The organism is Nesterenkonia massiliensis, assembly GCF_000455245.1.
Classification (GTDB): domain Bacteria; phylum Actinomycetota; class Actinomycetes; order Actinomycetales; family Micrococcaceae; genus Nesterenkonia; species Nesterenkonia rhizosphaerae.
Genome location: NZ_HG005166.1, coordinates 489645 through 493746 on the forward strand (window position 1 = coordinate 489645; position 4102 = coordinate 493746).

The following is a 4102-nucleotide window of genomic DNA, read 5'->3' on the forward strand; positions in this document are numbered from 1 at the left end:
ACAACCTCACGGGGAACTACAGCTAGGCGCGGCACCCAGCGGCCTCCCGTGAATCCCTAACCTGCGGTCGGTGCTGTGGCCACGGTACCCCTGTTACCCGCGGCCACACACGTAACCTCAGGGGCTATTTGGCCCCGTTCCACCGACCGCTACTGTTGACAAGCGCAAGTTTGACCGATCTCCTGAGACGTCCCCCTGGGCCTACGATCATAGGCGGGAAATATGTAGCGATCTGAGTCAGTCTCTGTCGCCGTCCCCGGCAAACCTCCACAGGGCGGCATCCAAGAGCCGCAGTGGTTCTGAATCCATCACCAACTCAGCGTCGGGGCGTGCTTCCATGACGAATTCAGGCAACTTACCCAGTTCCTCGACGATCCTGTCGTCGTTCATGAGCTCCCGGAATACCCACCAATCAGCGGCACGGTCGCCCAGTTTCTGGATTCCTAGGAACTGGCACACTACTCGGTCCCGTACTGGGAACAAGTCGGGTCGCTTACGTGCAGTGATTTTGCTGGCCGTCACCCACGGATTTGAAGTCTTAGTCCCTGCTTGAGCGAGCGAGGACTTCACCAGATCGTAGAACTCACACATGGGAGCGAAGTCCTGCTTAGTGGTCTCTTCGAGTTTGACTTGCGGCAGGCCACACAGGCGGTGTGAAAGATCCTGTGCCAACCGCTCATCTTCTAAGAACCGTCGAATTGCCCTTGGCGGGACTGTCACAGAGAGGGTGCCAGTGGCCAAGAGGTCTGTGGCTGTGATGCGCATGTCATCACGAGGGGCCAGTTGGGTGAAAGTCGCGCCCGCGTAGTTGCTCTCAGGGTTATAAAATTCGCTAAGTCTCACCGGGGTGCCGGGATCTTTGAGGGCTCTGAGGGCGTTGTCTCGGGCTTGCTCGAGCACTGTCTGATCTATTTCCGGGACCGAAAATTCGCTGCTCATAGACTTCCTCCGTCGTTCGCTCAGTTATTCAAGGGACTCTAGGTATTCACATTATTCTGAAAATGACAGCGGAGCTATTCCGGAGTCAGCATAGGAACTCCCTATTGACCCGGTCGGGGAAGAATCGGAGGAGTGAAGCTGCGTCGCCCGATCACGTGCAGTGCTCGGTCAGCGATAGTCGGCAGGGGGTCATCTTCCTTGTAGTACGCCGAGAGCGCAGAGTTCTGACTGATGCGCCGCTCGAGCTTGATGCAGGCCTGAACGTATTGCGCGTAGGGGCCAGCAGCAGTGGTGATCGGCAGGTTCAGCAGGTCCAGGCCACGTTCGACATACTTATCCCATACAGGCATGCGCAGTGGGCTGCAGACATGGAGCACCGCTGAGGCTAGCCCCAGATTCTGATCGAACCCGGGCAGCTCACACAAGATCTGCCACCCGGTATGGGCTTTGTCTACGAGCTTGCCGTCCCGGCCTGTCACAGCTTGGTATGCGCGTGCAGTGACATCCTCCACACGCTCCTCAGGCATTTCGTAGAGCTTTTCGATCGCCTGGTTCTGTTGGGACAGTCTGGGCCAGGAGACCAGGGAAGCGATATCCAACACGCTCAAGTACTTCTTGTCCTGTACACGGGGAATGACTTGATCGATGACTCTCTCTTCCCTGGTATCCGAATACATGTCCCAGGCATCGAGAAGCACCTGATCCTCAACTGAGGGCCTCTGATACGGACGGTAGGGAAGATTGAGCGCCTCAATGATGGTGGATGCCCGATCGTTGTAATGGCGCGAATGGATCTCCCAGCTGCGTGGGTTTTCCGCATCGTCCTCCTGCCAGAGCAGCCTTGCCAGGTCAGGTAGTCCCATTGCCACTAGCTGGTCGCCAGTTCTGAGTCCTCGTTGGGCGGCATCGATGATGTCTAGGCTCAGATCCGTTCGCTGCTCACCGGAATCTGTCACCCACAGGCCTGTTGGCAGATCTAAGCGGCCGCCTGTGATAACAGTTTCCATTGCTGCTGTGATGGCTGATCGCATTGGCGCTCCTTCAGATCGGTGACTGCAGTCTAGGAGCCAGGTAGGACACCAACGCTGTCGGGGGAGGATGTCTGTGCCCGGCGCTATGGTCCTCGCTATGGGAGAAAGCGATATTGAAAACGTTCTGGCACTTGCTGCCTCAGTCATACCTGCTGAGATGAGAACGCGAGAGACGTTTACCGCCGACGATGGATTCCGGGTGAAGCGGGATGTTGTCATGAGACGTGTATTTGCGGCCTCCGCGGTGACGCGATTCTTCTACTGCGAAGAGGACGTGGAGACTATTGCTCGTCTCCTTGAGGAATGGGAGGAGCCCGCACCGCGAACTCATGACCGCACACGCTATCGGGAGCGAGCGGTGCGTTACCTCGAAACGCTCGGGATGCTGCCTGAATCTAAGCAGGATGCGCTAGGTGCCTATGTACGCAACGGCTAAGGGACGGAGTCCAAGTGGCCATGGCTCCATGGGTGCCGGAGAAATCACTTCACATATGGGAGACATGCCCTAGCACAACGCTGGGGCTCAACTGATTTCCACGAGCTTCAGGCGCTTGAGATGTCCCGTCTTAGGGCTCCTATGAGGGCCCTGACATACTGAGGATCATGTTGGCTGAGCTTCTGACAAATCCTCTAGTGACGCTATTCGTGGGTGCGATGCTGGGCGCAGTGGCGCAGCGGATCGTTGATGTCGGCTGGAACAGTACCGTGCGTTCGCTTCGTGTGACGTCCAAACGTAAGCGGGTTCGCCGTGAAAGAGGCATTGAGGAGCAAACGAGAATCACTACTTTGGCCCCTTTTGTGCCCCCTATTGATTGGAGCGACAACCGGGAGAACATCAAGGCAGTGATTCGCCCGCGACCGTTCTTCCTCGCGCCGCCCAAAGATCTTCTGTCGAAGCTTGATGTATCCCAGTTCCCTCAGCGGGATGATGTTCTTCCGGAGAACTTCGAGCTATTTTTCCAGGAGTGGCCAGAGGCCCTGGAAGCTCTGGAAGCTGCGAGGAGAGAAATCATTCTGCAATTTATCGCTGCCGACGCAGGTGCTCATTTCAACGGTCGTAAGTATGGAGTATTGAGGGCCCGCCCGTATGAGCGCACCGTTGACGTGGCGGAGCTCCCCAAACTTCGGCTGGAGGTCTATGACACGGATTACTTCACCCAGCGTGTGATGGACCGTGTCCGTCGGGAGATTCCGGAACTGCACGAACGGAGGACCCTTCAGACACTGGAGGAACTGAATGGTCCACGCAGTATCTTCCGAAACGCCCTGGGGCTGTCGGTCATCGTTGAGCTCTCGTCCACGGACGAGATCATTGTGACTCGGCGTGCACCGGGGGCTGCCTACTCTGACGGGAAGGCTTGGTGGTATGTCTCCGTAACTGAAGCGGTCTCACAGTCAGACTTTGATAGCCAGCATAAGGAGGTGGATCTGTTCGACGCGGTGCGCAGGGGGTTGCAGGAGGAGCTGGGCATTGAGCGCAGCGAGATCGCGGAGATTCGCTTCCTGTCTGCCTTCTTCGAGAACAACTTCTTCCAGGACGGGCTGGTGGTGGTTGTGGAGCTGAAGGAGTCGGTGACTATGACGGACTTGAAGAACCGCTTCCCCAAGGATCGTCCTATGGAGGTGTCACAGCTGCATACGTTGAAGCGCAACCCCACAGTGTTGCGGAAGTGGGTTGAGGAGCATGCTGATGATGCGCGTCCTCAGACGCTGTACGCGCTGCACACTTACAGAACTCTGGGGCTTTAGGGCACTGGGACGTTTCCCGTGTCCAGACCGTTAGACTCACCTGTGATGACTGATCATGCCGTGATGGAATGCCCCCGGGAGTAGGTCCAGGCAGTATGAGAGCCGCGGTTCCTTCATCAGTGAACGCAGCGCCACCGCGTTGGCCGGGCTTGCCCGATCCGCCTTCCGCCGGGCACTAAAGTCCGAGAATGCTGGTGATCCTGATGCTGGGCTGGGGGCCTGGCTACGGGCTTATGCAAAGAAGCACCCGCGTTGGGGCTACCGGCGGGCCTACTATGACGCCCGGGCCGAGGGCTGGGTGGTCAATCACAAGAAGGTCCAGCGACTCTGGCGCGAGGAAGGGTTGCGTGTTCCGGTGAAGCGCCGAGGCAAACGCGTCGGGA

4 protein-coding genes and 1 pseudogene are annotated in these 4102 nt (G+C 57.7%); 3 read left to right on the forward strand and 2 right to left on the reverse strand.

Annotated features, from left to right (window positions below; genetic code table 11):
• Positions 1-237: 237 nt before the first annotated feature.
• Entirely contained in the window at positions 238-939 is a 702-nt protein-coding gene (locus TX78_RS05425; protein ID WP_044494282.1) for a DUF6308 family protein, read from the reverse strand.
• A 101-nt stretch (positions 940-1040) separates the two neighbouring features.
• Complete coding sequence (locus TX78_RS12590) at positions 1041-1970, reverse strand: hypothetical protein (RefSeq protein WP_049897505.1); 930 nt, start codon at positions 1968-1970, stop codon at positions 1041-1043.
• Between the two features lie 97 nt (positions 1971-2067).
• Here TX78_RS12590 and TX78_RS05435 point away from each other — a divergent pair, with 97 nt between their 5' ends.
• From TX78_RS05435 to TX78_RS14220, 3 genes and pseudogenes are all read left to right on the forward strand, one after another.
• Positions 2068-2406, forward strand: coding sequence for a hypothetical protein (locus tag TX78_RS05435; protein ID WP_147640426.1), 339 nt, complete (start codon positions 2068-2070; stop codon positions 2404-2406).
• Between the two features lie 167 nt (positions 2407-2573).
• Positions 2574-3719: an NUDIX hydrolase gene (locus TX78_RS05440; protein ID WP_147640427.1), complete on the forward strand. Its 1146-nt coding sequence runs from the start codon at positions 2574-2576 to the stop codon at positions 3717-3719.
• Between the two features lie 115 nt (positions 3720-3834).
• Positions 3835-4102 (forward strand): annotated as a pseudogene (locus TX78_RS14220) (IS3 family transposase); the annotation flags it as partial.

What these genes read in the sequence shown, in the direction of transcription:
- TX78_RS05425 (WP_044494282.1), bottom strand. Translation starts at nt 939, where the DNA reads ATGAGCAGCGAATTTTCGGTCCCGGAAATAGATCAGACAGTGCTCGAG.
- TX78_RS12590 (WP_049897505.1), bottom strand. Translation starts at nt 1,970, where the DNA reads ATGCGATCAGCCATCACAGCAGCAATGGAAACTGTTATCACAGGCGGC.
- TX78_RS05435 (WP_147640426.1), top strand. Translation starts at nt 2,068, where the DNA reads ATGGGAGAAAGCGATATTGAAAACGTTCTGGCACTTGCTGCCTCAGTC.
- TX78_RS05440 (WP_147640427.1), top strand. Translation starts at nt 2,574, where the DNA reads ATGTTGGCTGAGCTTCTGACAAATCCTCTAGTGACGCTATTCGTGGGT.